Origin of the sequence: Sandarakinorhabdus sp., from assembly GCF_041689835.1 — a bacterium.
Lineage (GTDB): Bacteria > Pseudomonadota > Alphaproteobacteria > Sphingomonadales > Sphingomonadaceae > Sandarakinorhabdus.
In genome coordinates, this window is sequence record NZ_JBDNFM010000187.1 from 1 (window position 1) to 14,495 (window position 14,495).

The 14,495-nt window shown below is 61.6% G+C and carries 15 protein-coding genes; 2 read left to right on the plus strand and 13 right to left on the minus strand.

Going from position 1 to position 14,495, the window contains the following annotated elements; all coding sequences use genetic code 11:
- A partial coding sequence (locus ACESL8_RS09850; RefSeq protein ID WP_372918313.1) for a membrane dipeptidase occupies positions 1-431 on the minus strand: 431 nt, incomplete at its 3' end.
- Positions 432-539: 108 nt separating this feature from the next.
- Here ACESL8_RS09850 and ACESL8_RS09855 point away from each other — a divergent pair.
- Positions 540-1,682 carry an acyl-CoA dehydrogenase family protein gene (locus ACESL8_RS09855; protein WP_372918315.1) on the plus strand — a complete coding sequence of 381 codons (1,143 nt, stop codon included), beginning with the start codon at positions 540-542 and terminating at the stop codon, positions 1,680-1,682.
- A 12-nt stretch (positions 1,683-1,694) separates the two neighbouring features.
- On the opposite strand, the gene ACESL8_RS09860 is transcribed toward ACESL8_RS09855, so the two are convergent.
- A complete protein-coding gene (locus tag ACESL8_RS09860) occupies positions 1,695-2,132 on the minus strand; it encodes a nuclear transport factor 2 family protein (protein WP_372918317.1) in 438 nt (145 codons plus the stop codon).
- Between the two features lie 210 nt (positions 2,133-2,342).
- Here ACESL8_RS09860 and ACESL8_RS09865 point away from each other — a divergent pair, with 210 nt between their 5' ends.
- The gene (locus tag ACESL8_RS09865) at positions 2,343-3,440 is read left to right on the plus strand and encodes a fatty acid desaturase (RefSeq protein ID WP_372918319.1); all 1,098 of its coding nucleotides are present in this window, start codon (positions 2,343-2,345) and stop codon (positions 3,438-3,440) included.
- A 23-nt stretch (positions 3,441-3,463) separates the two neighbouring features.
- Here ACESL8_RS09865 and ACESL8_RS09870 read toward each other — a convergent pair whose 3' ends face one another.
- From ACESL8_RS09870 to ACESL8_RS09920, 11 genes are all read right to left on the minus strand, one after another.
- Positions 3,464-5,194: a flavin-containing monooxygenase gene (locus ACESL8_RS09870; protein ID WP_372918321.1), complete on the minus strand. Its 1,731-nt coding sequence runs from the start codon at positions 5,192-5,194 to the stop codon at positions 3,464-3,466.
- Positions 5,195-5,357: 163 nt separating this feature from the next.
- The gene (gene pufC, locus ACESL8_RS09875; protein ID WP_372918323.1) at positions 5,358-6,512 is read right to left on the minus strand and encodes a photosynthetic reaction center cytochrome PufC; all 1,155 of its coding nucleotides are present in this window, start codon (positions 6,510-6,512) and stop codon (positions 5,358-5,360) included.
- Complete coding sequence (pufM, locus tag ACESL8_RS09880) at positions 6,509-7,480, minus strand: photosynthetic reaction center subunit M (protein ID WP_372918325.1); 972 nt, start codon at positions 7,478-7,480, stop codon at positions 6,509-6,511. Before pufM ends, pufC begins: the two co-directional genes overlap by 4 nt.
- Positions 7,481-7,495: 15 nt before the next feature.
- On the minus strand, positions 7,496-8,320 hold the full coding sequence (gene pufL, locus ACESL8_RS09885; RefSeq protein WP_372918327.1) for a photosynthetic reaction center subunit L: 825 nt from the start codon (positions 8,318-8,320) through the stop codon (positions 7,496-7,498).
- A 137-nt stretch (positions 8,321-8,457) separates the two neighbouring features.
- Positions 8,458-8,637: a light-harvesting antenna LH1, alpha subunit gene (pufA, locus tag ACESL8_RS09890; protein WP_372918329.1), complete on the minus strand. Its 180-nt coding sequence runs from the start codon at positions 8,635-8,637 to the stop codon at positions 8,458-8,460.
- Positions 8,638-8,649: 12 nt separating this feature from the next.
- Positions 8,650-8,880, minus strand: a complete 231-nt coding sequence (gene pufB, locus ACESL8_RS09895; RefSeq protein WP_372918331.1) for a light-harvesting antenna LH1, beta subunit — start codon at positions 8,878-8,880, stop codon at positions 8,650-8,652.
- A gap of 187 nt (positions 8,881-9,067) precedes the next feature.
- Positions 9,068-10,519, minus strand: a complete 1,452-nt coding sequence (bchZ, locus tag ACESL8_RS09900; protein WP_372918341.1) for a chlorophyllide a reductase subunit Z — start codon at positions 10,517-10,519, stop codon at positions 9,068-9,070.
- Positions 10,520-10,585: 66 nt separating this feature from the next.
- Entirely contained in the window at positions 10,586-12,085 is a 1,500-nt protein-coding gene (bchY, locus tag ACESL8_RS09905; RefSeq protein ID WP_372918333.1) for a chlorophyllide a reductase subunit Y, read from the minus strand.
- Positions 12,078-13,073 carry a chlorophyllide a reductase iron protein subunit X gene (locus tag ACESL8_RS09910; protein ID WP_372918335.1) on the minus strand — a complete coding sequence of 332 codons (996 nt, stop codon included), beginning with the start codon at positions 13,071-13,073 and terminating at the stop codon, positions 12,078-12,080. Before ACESL8_RS09910 ends, bchY begins: the two co-directional genes overlap by 8 nt.
- Positions 13,070-14,017 (minus strand): chlorophyll synthesis pathway protein BchC, encoded by a 948-nt coding sequence (gene bchC / locus ACESL8_RS09915; RefSeq protein WP_372918337.1) that lies wholly within the window; start codon positions 14,015-14,017, stop codon positions 13,070-13,072. Before bchC ends, ACESL8_RS09910 begins: the two co-directional genes overlap by 4 nt.
- 185 nt (positions 14,018-14,202) lie before the next feature.
- Positions 14,203-14,495 (minus strand): methyltransferase (locus tag ACESL8_RS09920; protein WP_372918339.1); only part of this gene is annotated, 293 nt, incomplete at its 5' end.

The following is a 14,495-nucleotide window of genomic DNA, read 5'->3' on the forward strand; positions in this document are numbered from 1 at the left end:
ACCTTGCCGGTTTTCTGGATGCGGCGAATGTCGGCCGCCGTGCTGGCCAGTTCTAAATCAGCCGGATATTTCGCCACGATGCCGCGCACGATATCGATCTGTTCGATGGTGGCCTTCACCGCCGCCGGGCCAACCAGCGCGGCGGGGACATAAACGCTCCAGAACTGCGCGCCCACGCGGCCGGTGTGCAGGCGGGTGATATCGGTCATCAGCGGCCGCTTGAAGCCGCGCGAATCCGCCTTCAAATCCTGGCTCCACCAGCCTTCGCCGAAACTGCCGCGCAGCGCGCCCGGCCAATCATTGTGGCCATCGATGATCGGCTGCCGTTTCAACACGGCTTCGGCGCGTTTCAGCATCTGATCATCCAGCGCAAGGGCTGGCGTGGCGGGCGCGGCGGCCAGCAGGCCGATCAGCAACAGGGCATGTTTCATGCCGCCACTGTGGCACCGTGCCGCCCTCTCTTGCAAGACAGGTGACGCACCCGGCACTGTCGCCACATAAGGGTGCTTGAAAAAGATACTATGCAATAAGGATCCCCGATGCTCGAAGCTGCCGATCGCCGCGTCTATGGCCCTGACGAAACCGCATTTCGCGACACCGTGCGCAGGGTTTTCGCCAAGGAGCTGATCCCCAATCTCGACCGCTTCGAGGAAGAGGGACTGGTATCGCGCGATTTCTGGCGCGCTTGCGGCGACGCCGGCATGCTGTGCCCTGGCGTGCCAGAAGGATATGGCGGCCTCGGCCTGGATTTCCGCTACAACGCCATCATCGATGAGGAACTGGCCTACGCAGGATCATCGGCCGGCATCACCCTGCAATCCGATATCATTGCCGATTATCTGATCGCTTATGGCAGCGAAGAACAGAAGCAGAAATATCTGCCCAGGATGATCAGCGGCGAGGTGATTACAGCCATCGCCATGACCGAACCGGGCGCTGGTAGCGACTTGCAGGGGATCAAGACCACCGCCCGCAAGGACGGCAATCATTATGTGATCAATGGCTCCAAAACCTACATCACCAATGGCCAGCACGCCGATCTGATCATCGTTGTAGCCAAGACCGATCCGGACAAGGGCGCCAAGGGCACCAGCCTCATCCTGGTCGAAGCCGATCGCGACGGTTTTGCGCGCGGCCGCAACCTCGACAAGATCGGCCAGAACTCGGCAGACACGTCGGAATTGTTCTTCAACGATGTGCGCGTGCCAATGACCAACTGCCTGGGCGAGGAGAACAAGGGCTTTATCTACCTGATGAGCCAGCTGCCGCAGGAGCGTCTGTCGATCGCCATTTCCGCCCAGGCCGGCGCGCAGCGCGCCTTTGATGAGGCCGTGAAGTTCGTTAAGGATCGCAAGGCCTTCGGCAAGACGGTTTGGGATTTCCAGAACACCAAGTTCGTGCTCGCCGGGCTGAAGACCGAATTGCAAGTCGGCTGGGCGCATGTCGATTGGGGGCTGCAACGCCTGATCGAAGGCAAACTTACGGCCGCCGAGGCCAGCGCCGCCAAGCTGTGGCACACCGAATTGCAGGGCCGCGTGTGCGATGAAGCACTGCAACTGCACGGCGGCGCCGGCTACATGAACGAATATCCCATCGCCCGCCTGTGGCGCGATGCTCGCGTACAGCGGATTTACGGCGGCACCAGCGAAATCATGAAGGAAGTGGTCAGTCGGACGATTTGAGGCGGTTGGCAATCACGGGCGCAGCGATGGCAACATCGATTCCGCGCGGTGCGGCGTGGTGATCGGGTCGGCATGGCGGTGAGCAAGCGGCCACCGCCGGCCAGTTCGCTGGTAGACGCTCGTCACGCGGGCTGAAAAGTCGGCAGAATCGGGGCTGTTGCCCAGCTTGGCCCGGCAATTCTCGATCTCGACCAAAACGAAGGTGTGGCCGCTGCCGTAGACTGCGACTGGCTCGACGCTGCGCACCGAGCCATCGCGATATTTGGTGGCCGCAGTGGCCAGGCGGCTGCGAACCTCGGCCGGCCCCTTGCCGAACGGCCCGAACGGGTTGCCCAAGATAATATCGCCGCGATCGGCAAACAACAGGGCGTAACCGGATGGATCGCCGTTCAGGATCTTGCGCAATGCTTCGTGGCTTTCCGTCACCGCCTGTTCGAGCGCCGCAGGCAAAGCCGGAGCTTTTGCCAGCGCCGCACTGGCAGCAGCGCGCCTGCGCCAGCGATCACAAATCCAGCCCTGGCCATGTTCTTCCCCTTCCGATTTCGTGGTGAGGCTAGCGAAACCGCAACACCGGTGCCAGCCACCTGCGGCATTTCCCGGACTGGCGCTGCCGGGTTTCTGCCCTTAACCGGTCGCAATCTTCTGCCATAGGCTGATGTCATGAACATGCTTGCTCCCGCCCTGCGTGCCGCCGAAGCCGCCCCGCCGCCTGCCAAGGCCGGCGGGATGGCTGGCGAAGATATGGCCATGATCAAGCTGGCCGCTGCAATTGGCCGGGAGCTGGCCGCGTACAAGCCCGCGGTGTATTGGGCCGACACGCTGGCTTCGGCTGCGTTGGGCTGGGGCGCGTTGGCGGCGTTGATTCTGGTACCGGATCTGCCCTTGGCCGCCACTGCTGCGCTGGCAGTGGTCGCCGTGCTGGCGCTGTACCGGCTGGGTAGTTTCATTCACGAAATCACCCACATGAAGGACGATTCAGTGCCGGGTTACCGGCTGGGCTGGAACATCGTGGCCGGCATCCCGCTCATGATCCCCAGCTTCATGTATGAAGGTGTGCACACGCTGCACCACGCCAAAAACCGGTACGGTACGGCGCGCGATCCCGAGTACATGGCGCTGGCGCTCAAGCCCAAGATCAGCCTGCCGCTATTCGTGGCCGTGGCCGCGCTCGGGCCGATCGGCCTGATCATCCGCTGGGCGCTGCTGGCGCCGCTGTCGCTGGTGCCGCCGGTGCGTGATTTCGTGCGGGCGCGGCTTTCGGCGCTGTCGATCAACCCTGATTTCCGCCGCGATCCACCCGATGGCCCAGCGATGACACGCTGGAATGTGATGGAGGCGGCGACGTCAACGCTTGTCATCGCCGTGCTGGTCGCCGTCGCCACCGGGGTCATCCCGCTTCGCGCGTTCGGCATCTGGCTTGCCGTGTTGTCGGCCAGTATGGTGATCAACCAAGTCCGCACACTCGCCGCGCATCTGTGGGAAAATGACGGCCAGGTGATGACCATCACCGGCCAGTATCTTGACAGCGTGAACGTGCCGCTTCCGGCCCTGCTGCCCGAACTGTGGGCGCCGGTGGGCCTGCGCTATCACGCGCTGCACCACTTGCTGCCCGGCCTGCCGTATCACGCGCTGCCGGCCGCGCATCGCCGGCTGATGGCGGAACTGCCGGTTGGCAGCGCTTTTCATGGCGGCAACCACCCCGCGTTGTCTGGCGTGATCGCCCGGTTGTGGGCCAGCGCCGGGACGGCGGGAGCCTGAAGGCGCGCCCCTGCGGCCGGCGATCAGGCCCGGCCGTGCTCCTGCATCCAGTTCATTACCCGGCCCATCGCCATTTCCATCAGATGCGGCGCCATGTTTTCGGGCGGCGGCGGCAAGCTGTCGAACACCCGGCTTTCGCTGAGCACCTGATCGCCGCGTGCGATGACAAAGCCCTGCCAGCCCTTGCCGCGCACTGCGTTGCAGATATCGGTGTAAGTGTGCAGACCGCCAGCATAGGCCATGAATCGGCGCGGCTTGCCCGGCACGTTGGCGCCCATGTACCAGCTGTTGGACTGGGGCAGCAGGGTCATCGCCGCAGTCTGATCACAGTGGTCGGTCCATGCCTGTTCGGCCTCAATGCTGGCTTCGATGCGCCCGGCCTGGCTGGCGTTCAGCGAGGCGATGATGCTGGCCACATATTCCACATGCTGTTCGATGCTGTGGATCATGTTGGTGAGCACACTTGGGCTGCCCGGGCCGGTGATCAGGAACAGATTGGGGAAGCCGGCGACCATCAGGCCAAGATAGGTTTCCGGGCCGGCGGCCCAATGCTCGTTGATGGTTTCGCCGCCCACCCCGCGGATATCGACCCGCTCGATAGCGCCGGTCATGGCGTCGAAACCGGTGGCAAGCACGACGGCATCGAAATCGAACCTGCGCTGCGTAGTCTTGATGCCGGTGGCGGTGAACGCCTCCAGCGGATTGGCGCGCAGATCAATCAATTCGACATTGTCACGATTATAGGTCGCGTAATAACCGGTATCGACGCACGGCCGCTTGGTGCCAAACGGGTGATCCTTGGGGGTGAGAAGCTCGGCGACCTTGGGATCCTTCACCTGTTCACGGATCTTGGCAGCCACGAAATCGGCGACAATCTTGTTGGCTTGCGGATCAATGGCTTGATCGGCAAAGCCGCTGAGCAGGCGAAAGCCGCCCCAGCCCCAACGACGCTCCAGTTCATCTGCAATCTCGTCTGGCGCGGTGTGGATGGCGATGGCCTCGTCACGTGCTTCGTTCCAGAAGCCGCCGACCGTGGCGCGCGACCGAGCGCGATAGGCGCGCGGATCAGCCAGCCATTCCTGAAAATCGGAGTCTGGGATCGGGCCATTGTGCGCCGGCATCGAATAATTGGGCGTGCGCTGAAACACGGTGAGATGAGCGGCGTTTTGCGCGATGATGGGGATCGACTGAATTGCCGATGAGCCAGTGCCGATGATGCCAACTCGCTGTCCGCTGAAATCCACACCTTCATGCGGCCAGCGCGAGGTGCGATGGATTGTGCCCTTGTAGTCTTCGATGCCAGGAAAGGTGACATCGGTTGGCACCGACAGGCAGCCGGTGGCCATCACGACGAAACGCGCTGGAATGACGGCACCGCTGTCCAAAGTGACGTTCCAGCCATCGACCGCGGCATCCCAGTGAGCGGCCGTTACCTTGGTCTGGAAGCATATATCCTTTTTCAGGTCAAAACGGTCGGCGACGTGATTGGCATATGAAAGGAGTTCGGCTTGCGGCGCATAGCGTTCGGTCCAGCGCCAATCCTGCTCCAGCTTTTCATCAAAGCCGAAACTGTATTCTAGGCTCTGGATATCGACACGGGCGCCGGGGTAGCGGTTCCAGTACCAGGTGCCGCCAACGCCGCTGCCCGCTTCGATTACCTGCACTTTCAGGCCCTGTTCCCTGCATTTCAGCAGCGTGTACATGCCGGAAAAACCGGCACCGACGATCACGACATCCAGGCGGTCGGCCATCATCTTCTCCCCAATCACGCGGCCCCTGCGCAGGGGCAAGCTTGCAGCACGCTACCACGCAAGGGCAAACGGCAAAGCTGGGACTATTGAGTGCGACAGCCAGACAAAAAAACAGGCCCCGGCATCAGAGGACGCCGGGGCCTGCCCATGCCTGCTGCGTATCAGATTATGCGGCGGGCTTTTCAGCCCCCATGCGCCCTTGCGCTATCGCAGCGGTTTCTGCCGGCGCCGGGGTGGCCGCCACCACGGGTGCCGCGGCAACCTCGGCAGCGCCCTTCAGCGCCGGGTAGTCCTTGAGCATCTTGTACCCGCCCAAAGGCTTGCTGACGCCCTGGTGGCAGGTCGCGCAGTTTACCTTGAGAGGATCGCCATGCGGACCGCGGCGATTGCCATAGACGCCCTTGCCATTGACCGGCCACACATCACCCAATGCGGTGATGTAGTTGTTGTTGACGTCGCGCACCATGCGGATGCCGTACCAAGCATTCACACGCTGCGGCCGGCTGTCTTCCCACTTCGCGAAGTTGTTCGAGTTGTGGCAGAAGGCGCAGTTGACGCCGAGGCCCGTGCTCATATGCATCATAAGGCCATAGGTCTTCTCGGTCGACTGAAGCGAGGCGTTGCTCGCAGCAGTCGGAAACTCCTTGCCTCCAACGCGGATTTTCTGATTGCCGGCGATGTAATCCGAGAATGGGTCATACGGCAGCGACGCATAGCTCACTGATTGTGCCGGGGTGTTGCCGCCGCGCTTGTTTCCCGCAAGCTTGCCGGTGCTCGGAATCGCAGCGGACCAGTTGTTGACCGGTACCGGGTTGCCGCGATGGCAAGTCCAGCACGTGACACCAGCGTTTTCCTGGTTGCCGAAATGCGGCTTCCAGTTGGCGTTGATGTTCTGCGTCATAAGCAACATCTTGCGGGCCACGACTTTGGTGTATTTCTCATCCGAGGCCATGTTCTCCGGATTATGGCAGTAGGTGCAGCCGGCATCCTTGATGTTGGAACCGTCTGGCGAGACCCATGTTGTCATCGCCTGCATGAGATAGTTGAATTCATCCACCGAAACGTTGCCAAGGACGGGCACGTTTTCATAGGCTGTCTTCGCCCGATCACCTGCCAGCATTTCAGCCGTCAGTTCATACGGCGGCGCTGGAATATCACCAACCTTGGCCTTGCTGTCCGGGTCACTGATCTGGACAAGGCCCGTGCCACGGAAGCCAACCTGCTCCTGCTCCTTCACGCCGAATTCGCACCCTGCGAGCAGCAGCGCCGGTAGGGCGATCGCAACAAGTTTTCGCACAGAGGTCATCAGGGGGGCGTTCATTGCGGTGCTCCCGAGAGAGTTGCGGGATCGACGACGCCAGTGGCAGGGTATTCACGGGCAAAACCGTGATCAACCGCCCAAAGGAACCAATTGTCGACAACCGTGCCGGTGAGCAGAATGCCAATGCCGCCGGTTAGCGTCGTCAGCACAGCAAACCACCAAGCCCATCGATGAATGGATTCCATGGTGGCATTCCACCCCATCGTCCAGCGCCAGAACAGCGCAGCGCGCTCTGACGCAGTGCCGCGGTCGGTGATCTGTTCGATTTCACGTTCTCCGCCATAGCGGCCAACAGCCAGGATGGTGGCGCCGTGCATGGCAAACAGCAGCACCGATCCATACAGGAAGGCGATGCTGAGCGCGTGGAACGGATTGTAAAACAGATTACCGTACCGGATCGAGAAGGCCGCAGTCCAATCGAGGTGCGGGAAGATGCCGAACGGCACTGCTTCGGCCCAGCTGCCCATCATCATCGGGCGGATGAAGCCAAGCACCAGATAGAGCCAGATCGCCGAGGCAAAGGCCCAGGCGACGTGCGTACCCATCCCCAGTTCCCTGGCGCGAACATAAGTGCGGCCCCACCACAGCAGGATCGATATGGTCAGGAAGAACCCCGACGCAATCCACCAGCCGCCTTCGTTGAGCGGCACGCCGACGGTAAAGCCATATTTGGCGGGCGGCGGTTCAAGCGCGAGCCAAAAAAACTGCCTGACGAACTGGATCGGATCCCAGTTGACCGAGGCCAGCATGTTGAGGCCCATGATCTCGATGGCAATGAAGCCGGTGAGCAGCGAGGCCAAACCGAGCTTGCCAAGGTAGACTGGGCCGAACTGGGCGCCGCCCAGCTTGCCCATCAACCACGACGTGCCAAACGGGCCAAAGCGGGGATCGTTATTCGGTCCCAGTGGAACGCCGGGTTCGAGCTCGCCTCGGAGCTGAACCTGTGTGAAAATGTTCTGATAAGCCATGGTGCTTGTCCGTCCTCAACGCCAGATCGGCAGGTTGAGCCACCAGGTCCACCATTCTGGCCAGCCGCGCGACCAGAAGGGACCCGAGATGATGATGCACACCGCGCTCCAGAAGCCGGCATTCATCGCCAGCAGCAGGCCCACGCGGTGGATGCCCAGCGTACCGACCGAATAACCGATCAGATCGCGGAAGAACGTATCTTCATATTCCGGTGACTTCACCGTTTCACCCTTGGCCGGGTTGACCGCCGAAAGCACCAGCGCACCATGCATGCCGAGCGCGAGGGTGGTGGTAAAGAAGAAACTCACCGCCAGCATGTGCGCCGGATTGTAATGGAAATGCAGGTACTGGTAGCCGGTGTTCGACACCCAATCGAGGTGAGGGAAGATACCGTAGGGGAAGCCGTAGCCCCAGGCTCCCATGAGCAAGGGGCGCAACACAACCAGCGTGACATACGCGAAAATGGCCATGCCGAATGCGGCTGGCACATGATAGCCCATGCCGAGCTTGCGGCAGATTTCAACTTCGCGCAGCGCCCAGCTGCAAAAAGCGCCGACCGCGCAGATCGTGACAATCTGCCAGAGCCCGCCTTCCCTGAGTGGCGCCATTTTCAGGCCATAGCTGATATCCGGGGGCGCGATATTGATAAGCCACGGATTCCAGGTGTCGCCGATGGCAGCACCATAGATGATCAATGCCGTGCCCAAGGCAGCGAAGAAAGCCGTCGTGACCCCGAAGAAGCCGACGTAAAAGGGACCAACCCAAAAGTCGAAGAGATCGCCGCCAATCAGCGTACCCCCGCGAACTCGATATTTTCGTTCAAAACTCAGCACAGCCATGGCGCGCCTTTCCCAAATTGCCGCAAGCCGTCATTTACCGGCGGAACGGGCCAAGTGGTGGGTGCGGATGGGCGGGCGGCTTAACCAACCCGCCCATCGCGCGCTTGCCCCGGACAGCCCGGACGGCCCGACTTGCGTCAGGCGGCCTGATTGGTTTCAGTGATGGCCGCACTTGCCTTCGGCTCGGCGCCATCCAACCAATTGTAGCGGTCGGTGCTGAGCAGGATGAAGTGGATCAGGATTGCCAGCGTAAACAGGAAGACCGCCAAAGCGGTTAGAATGCGCTGCGGGTTGAAAGTCTGCCAGATCTTCCACATTGTCGTCGCTCCTTAAGCCCGGGGCGCAGCGACGCTGGCGGCGTCAGCTTGCTGGATCTGGTGGATTTCCACGGCCGCATACGGACGCTTGGATCCGAACCAGGGACGCCACACCCAAACGAGCCAGTGGGCAATCACGGCCACGATTACGAAGAACGCCATCGAGACGACGAAGCCCTTGTGGAACTCCCTCGCTTCAGCGTCGGTCAGGTAGGTTCCTGGACCAATCTTGTTGTCACTCATGCCTTTTCCTCCGATGGTTCCGCCGCACGCGACCGATATGGCCTCGCCCGACCGGCGGCTTTGCGGCGTAGGATGATTCCACCGCAAAGAGATTGAGACTGTGTCAGATTGTCTCAGCGACAGTCTATTCCGGTCCCGACATTAAAGGCAAGCGTATTATTATGTAAATAGAGGGGCATGCTGCGATTTATGCGGCTTGAGCTTCGTACAGCCGTGCCGCCGCTTGCAATCGCTCCATAGTGATGATTTTTTCGCCTGCGTCGCGGGCCGAACGCTCTGCCGCGTCACGCAGGCGCTTGGCTGCGGAGATGCGCACCAGCACCGGTTCCTTGTCGACCAGGCGATCGAGCTCGGTGCGGGCATCGTCGCTCCAGGTTACCGCTTCGAGCAGGCGTGACGGGGTGGCTTCGACTTTGTCCATCATCGTGGACAGCGGCAGAATGAAGAACAGCGCATCAAACAGCGCGTTGCACACTTCCTGCATGATCCAGGTGCAGCCGGAATAACCCATGAAGGGCGTTCCGGTGTGGCGCCGAATGGCAGCGCCCGGAAAGCTGGCGTTGATGTAGATCGAGCGGCTGCCGGTTTCCGCCATGTACAAACGCTCGTTGTAGCTGCCGAACACGATCAGCGGGCTCGTCGAGGCAATTGCTTGTTTGACTGCTTGATTGTCGGGCTTCACACCGGCGTTGCGCTGAAAGGAAAACACGCAGGGCATACCCATGTCGTCTTCCAGAAAGACCTTCATGCCGCGGGCATAGGTTTCTGTTGCCACGATGCCAAAGCTTGCGGTGGCAAAGAAATCCTGTGTCACCGAACGCCATAAATCCCACAGCGGCTTGAGCGTCGTGTGCTTTTCCTTCTCGATGAAAGGCTCCGGGTCAACCCCGGTCAGCTCACCCAGCTTGCGCAGGAAGGCCGTGGTGCTTGCCAAGCCGATCGGTGCCTGCAGATAAGGGCGTTCCAGGGTTTCGCACAGGTTGCGGCCCCATTCGCGGTACATGCACACATTCACCGATGCATCGGCCAACCGGCGGATATCGGCCAAGTGGGTGCCCAGCGGGAACACCAGGTTTACTTCGCAGCCCATGCCTTCGATCAGCCGGCGGATTTCTGCCACATCGGATGGCATGTTGAACGTGCCGTATTGCGGCCCGATGATATTGACGAGCGGCTTTTCGCCCTCTTTGCGCAGCTTGACTGCAGGCATCTTCTTTGGCCCGAATTCTTTCCACAGCCATGTCAGTGCGCGGTCGGCGGCCTGCCACTGATCCTCATCAATGGTGCGCGGCAGGAACCGGACGATGCTGGTGCCTTCTGGTGTCACGCCGCCGCCGATCATTTCGGCTATGGAGCCGGTGACCACCACGCTGGGCAGCGCCGGATCGAGCGTGGCCCACGCACGCTTCATGGCGCCTTCGGTGCCCGTCTTGGCGAGTTCATCCTCGCTCAGGCCGGTAACGACAATGGGCAGTTCGTGCGGCGGCAGGCCATCGGTGTAGTGCAGCACCGAAGTCACCGGCAGGTTTTCGCAACCCACCGGGCCATCGATGACAACCTGCAAACCTTTTACCGAGGTAAAGCTGTAAACGGCGCCCCAATAGCCGCCGGCCCTGTCATGATCGAGGACGAGCATCAGACCGTAACCCCAACTGCGGACAAGATTATGCCAAAATCGACAACGTCATGATCGAGGACGAGCATCTCAGTTACCTATCGCTTCGCTCGCCTTGGCGGCGGCGATCATCTTGCCTGCGAACTTCTTTTTGAACTCCGGCCGGTCCACGGGAACATCCTCCCAGATGCCGGCGGCATGGCCTTCGCCAACGCCAGCGAAAAAGTCCTTCATCATGTTGAAGCGGCCCTTGTTGCCCAGCGCAGCATTGATCACCTGCGCCAGGCTGCCCGCGCCCGCCGGCCCCATCAGCGGCCGCGCCGAGATGAGGTTGGTAAAATACAGGCCGGGAATGGCACGCGTTTTGGCGTACTGCACCACCGGGGTGGTGCCGATGGCCAGATCGGGGCGATATTCCTCCACCGCCGCGATGTCCTGTTCCAGGCTGGCACGGTACTGGATGCGCACCCCCTTGGCTTCCAGCCATTCGCGATCGGGATCAGACCATTTGGTGCGCGGGCAGGCAGTGCCAACATAGGGCACATCCGCGCCCGATTCGATCAGCAGGCGCGCCACCAGCAGTTCGGAGCCTTCATAGCCTGAAACCGTGATGCGGCCCTTGATCGGCTTGGCCGCGAGGGCGTCGGTAATCGCCGGCAGGAACTTGTTCTGCGCCGCAGCCACCTTGTCGGCCGAAAGCCCGAAGGCATTGCCGATGGCGGCAAGCCAGGCGGCGGTGCCATCGCGGCCTACCGGCGCCGAACCGACGATGGTGCGGCCCGCCGCTTCGAATTCGCGCACGGCCGCAGTGTAAAACGGGTGGATGGCGGCGACCACGGGCGAAGCCAGCGCCGCATACAGCTCACGCCATTCGCGGGTGGGCACCACCGGGCCAGCGGCGAGGCCCATCGGTTGCAGCATCATCGAAATGCCCACCGGATCAGCCGGGAACATTTCGCCAAGCAGCGTCACGGTCGGTTTGTCGTGCATCACGGCGGGCGCTGCCACCGGCCCGGCCATGATTTCCGCGCGGGCATATTTCAGCATCGCGCCGGCCAGCACGTCCTTGGCTTCGGCGTGGGTTGGCACACCAAAACCAGGCACGTCGATACCGATGATGCGCACGCCGTTGATTGAATCGGGCAGCAGCTGCAGCGGCACGCCAGACGCCGTGGGCACGCACAAATTGGTCACCACGATCGTGTCGTATTTTTCCGGATCGGCCATTTCATGCACCGCGTCGCGGATATCCTCGAACAATTTGCCGGTGACGAGGCTTTCCGAATTGAACGGTACATAGCCCACCGAACGCCGCGCCCCATAAAAGTGCGACGTGAAGGTAAGCCCATAAACGCAGCAGGCCGAACCGGACAGGATGGTGGCGGTGCGGCGCATGCGCAAGCCGACCCGCAAGGAGCCGAACGCCGGGCACATGGATTGCGGTTGATCGTGCGGGCCTTTGGGATAATCGGCCGCATAACGCTCAAGCACTTCCGATTTGCCGGCCTTGGCCGCCGCGTCGCGCATGGTATCAGCCCCGGCATGGCAGCCGGCGCCTTCTGCCGGAGCAGCCGACAATTCCTCAGACATTGTCGTACACCACTTCCAGGGTCGGCTTGGTTTCGTAGGTGCCACCGCGCAGATCGGCCTGCGTCGCCGGCTTCAGCGTGAAGTTGCCGCCGGTGTCTTCCGGCTTGAACAAGCCAAGCAGACCATCCTGATCGAGCGGATTCGGCCGCACCGGCGGCGCGGTTTCCACCGCTTCGGCCAGTTCGGCGAACAGCGGGCCCCACTGGCTCTCGCTGGTGCCGATGATCTGATAATTGGCGGATTTCTTGCGGATATCGTCGTGGGCCGGGATGCTGACCAGCACCGGGATGCCCACTGCCTTGGCAAAGGCCTGCGCTTCGCCGCTACCGTCATCCTTGTTGATCAGGATGCCAGCGACGCCAACATTGCCGCCCATCTTGCGGAAATACTCCACCGCCTTGCAGACATTGTTGGCGACATACAGTGATTGCAAATCGTTCGACGCGACCACGATCACCTTCTGGCACATGTCGCGGGCAATCGGCAGGCCAAAGCCGCCGCACACCACGTCGCCAAGGAAATCAAGCAGCACATAATCGAAGCCCCAATCGTGGAAGCCCAGTTTTTCGAGGGTTTCAAAGCCATGGATGATGCCCCGGCCGCCGCAGCCGCGGCCAACCTCCGGCCCGCCCAGTTCCATGGCGAACACGCCATCGCGCTGGAAGCACACGTCCTCGATGGTCAATTCCTCACCCGAAAGCTTTTTCTTGGACGAAGTTTCGATAATGGTCGGGGTCGCCTTGCCGCCAAACAGCAGGCTGGTGGTGTCGCTCTTGGGATCGCAACCAATAAGCAGCACGCGCTTGCCCTGCTGCGCCATCATGTACGACAGGTTGGCGAGCGCAAAGCTCTTGCCGGAACCGCCCTTGCCATAAATGGCGATGATCTGGGTTTCCTTGGTGATCTCACCGGTGTGAACGGGATCAGGTTCAAGCTCAGCCTCTTCACGAAGTGCGGCCACCTGATCGAGAAGTGAATTGATACTCATGCGATATTTCTCCAATCGAAGACCATCTTGAGACAATCGGGGTCCGAGAATGCGCGACCATAAGCGGTCGCGGCCTCTGTTGCCGGCACCATGTGTGTCACAAGGCCCGCGAGTGACAGCCTACCGCTGCCCACCAGCGCGAGCGAACTCGCGAGGTCGTCAGGCTGGAACTCTGTGGCGATGCGGATACGAAGCTCACGCCGGAACGCGGGCGCGAAGTTGAACGACAGCGGTTCGCTGTAAAAGCCGGCCAGCACGATCTCGCCGCCGCGCGCCATGTGCATGACGGCGGTATCGAGAACGCGGTGGTCACCGCTGGCGTCGTAGATCGAACGGTAATCCCGCCGCTCGTCGGTCTCGGGCCGCACCACCCGATAGGCTGGTGCTTCGGTACCTTCTGGGCCCGCCATGCGAGCATCGTTGATTTCCCATACGGTCGGCGCTGCGCCGGCAGCCACCGCCAGCCGCGCGAGCAGCCGGCCAAGCACGCCGTGGCCGATAATCAGATCCGGCATCTCGCCGCCCGCCACCGCATGCTGGGCAGTGGCAGCCAAGCTCATCAGCACGGCTTTTTCTTGAAGGCCGTCGGGCAACAATATCACCCGCGCCGCGCCGGTGATGAGCGTTTTCGCTTGGCCGCCGAACAGCCCGCGTGCGCCCTCGAATTTGGACGAACCCGGCACGAACACCAGCTTGCCGATCATCCCGGCCGCATTGGCGCCAGCGTCCACCACCGTGCCAACGGCTTCATACCCGGGAACCAATGGATAGCCCATGCCGGGAAACATCGGCATGGAGCCGTTGTACATCAGCTTTTCCGTGCCCATAGAAATGCCTGACCAGTCGATCGACACCACTACGTCATCGGCCTGCGGCGGCGTGAGTGCGAGGCGGCGCAAGGCAACGCGCCCTGGCTCCTCCACAACAACGGCCAGTGTCTCCATCCAATCAATCCCCCAAGGGATCCGGCCAGACCTGCCCTGCTGACTTGCCCGAATTCAGCCCTATCTATCCAAAGCGAAGCGCGACTGTAAAGCGCACTTCGGGCCAGACGCAAAAATAAATTGGACTGGCTTCGTCCTGTTTAGACTTGACGAAGCGTCCTAACTGCGCCGCGCCGCGCAACTGCCTACCGTTGCGCGACAATCAGACGGGTCACCATCGGCAGCGCCGTGCTCACTTCGCGGGCATTTCCAAAGCCGGCTTCGGCCAACAGCGCCAGATAGGCCGCCACGGTGCGAGGCCGCCCCGAACCCATCGCCCACAAATACAGGCCGAAATAAGCATCACCCATCACTTCGGCTCCCGCCGTGCCGGCCATCGGTTCGGCCAGCACGAGGCGCCCGCCCGGCGGCAGCGCCGCGTGGGCCTTTTTCAACAGGGTGCGCACCACATCGCCATCATGCTCGTGACAGATGCGCA

Bases quoted from the DNA above. Each gene is read 5' to 3' on its own strand.
- ACESL8_RS09855 (WP_372918315.1), top strand. From the start codon at position 540: ATGCTCGAAGCTGCCGATCGCCGCGTCTATGGCCCTGACGAAACCGCA.
- ACESL8_RS09865 (WP_372918319.1), top strand. From the start codon at position 2,343: ATGAACATGCTTGCTCCCGCCCTGCGTGCCGCCGAAGCCGCCCCGCCG.
- ACESL8_RS09870 (WP_372918321.1), bottom strand. From the start codon at position 5,194: ATGATGGCCGACCGCCTGGATGTCGTGATCGTCGGTGCCGGTTTTTCC.
- pufC (WP_372918323.1), bottom strand. From the start codon at position 6,512: ATGAACGCCCCCCTGATGACCTCTGTGCGAAAACTTGTTGCGATCGCC.
- pufM (WP_372918325.1), bottom strand. From the start codon at position 7,480: ATGGCTTATCAGAACATTTTCACACAGGTTCAGCTCCGAGGCGAGCTC.
- pufL (WP_372918327.1), bottom strand. From the start codon at position 8,320: ATGGCTGTGCTGAGTTTTGAACGAAAATATCGAGTTCGCGGGGGTACG.
- pufA (WP_372918329.1), bottom strand. From the start codon at position 8,637: ATGTGGAAGATCTGGCAGACTTTCAACCCGCAGCGCATTCTAACCGCT.
- pufB (WP_372918331.1), bottom strand. From the start codon at position 8,880: ATGAGTGACAACAAGATTGGTCCAGGAACCTACCTGACCGACGCTGAA.
- bchY (WP_372918333.1), bottom strand. From the start codon at position 12,085: ATGTCTGAGGAATTGTCGGCTGCTCCGGCAGAAGGCGCCGGCTGCCAT.
- ACESL8_RS09910 (WP_372918335.1), bottom strand. From the start codon at position 13,073: ATGAGTATCAATTCACTTCTCGATCAGGTGGCCGCACTTCGTGAAGAG.
- bchC (WP_372918337.1), bottom strand. From the start codon at position 14,017: ATGGAGACACTGGCCGTTGTTGTGGAGGAGCCAGGGCGCGTTGCCTTG.